At 45.0% G+C, this 557-nt stretch carries 2 rRNA genes; both read right to left on the bottom strand.

From position 1 onward, the window contains the following. A 5S ribosomal RNA gene (rrf, locus tag AC1DY0_RS19140) occupies positions 1-107 on the bottom strand; the annotation flags it as partial. Between the two features lie 202 nt (positions 108-309). Then, positions 310-557, bottom strand: a 23S ribosomal RNA gene (locus tag AC1DY0_RS19135); the annotation flags it as partial.

The following is a 557-nucleotide window of genomic DNA, read 5'->3' as shown; positions in this document are numbered from 1 at the left end:
AGGCAGCGACATACTCTCCCACATAACTGCAGTACCATCTGCGCAGGCGGGCTTAACTACTCTGTTCGGGATGGGAAGAGGTGAGCCCCGCCGCAATAACCACCTTAAGTCGTTACAATTGCTTTGGGCAATCATTTGCAAGTCGTAATTAACTTCGTTCTGTTCGGCTAAAGCCTCGGRTCAGAATTTCGAACTCGTAATTGCAATAATATCTTAACATACTGAGATAAAGAACATAAAAAGTTTRTCCTGAACTTGATTCAGRATMTTAGAAAGTTTCTTCTCCCGACCGGAGTCGGGAGAAAAGGTGTACATAAGCTTACGGGTTATTAGTACTACTCGACTATGACATTACTGCCTTTACATCTATAGCCTATCAACGTGGTCATCTCCCACGACCCTTAAAAGAAATCTCATCTTGTGGTGGGTTTCGCGCTTATATGCTTTCAGCGCTTATCCCTTCCCAACGTAGCTACTCTGCGGTGCCCCTGGCGGGACAACAGATACACTAGAGGTTAGTCCAATTCGGTCCTCTCGTACTAGAATCAGAAATCAGA

The sequence above is a fragment of the Flavobacterium sp. P1_E4 genome, from assembly GCF_056405915.1.
Note: the sequence above shows the minus strand (reverse complement) of the source record. Positions and strands in the feature narration are given on the sequence as shown.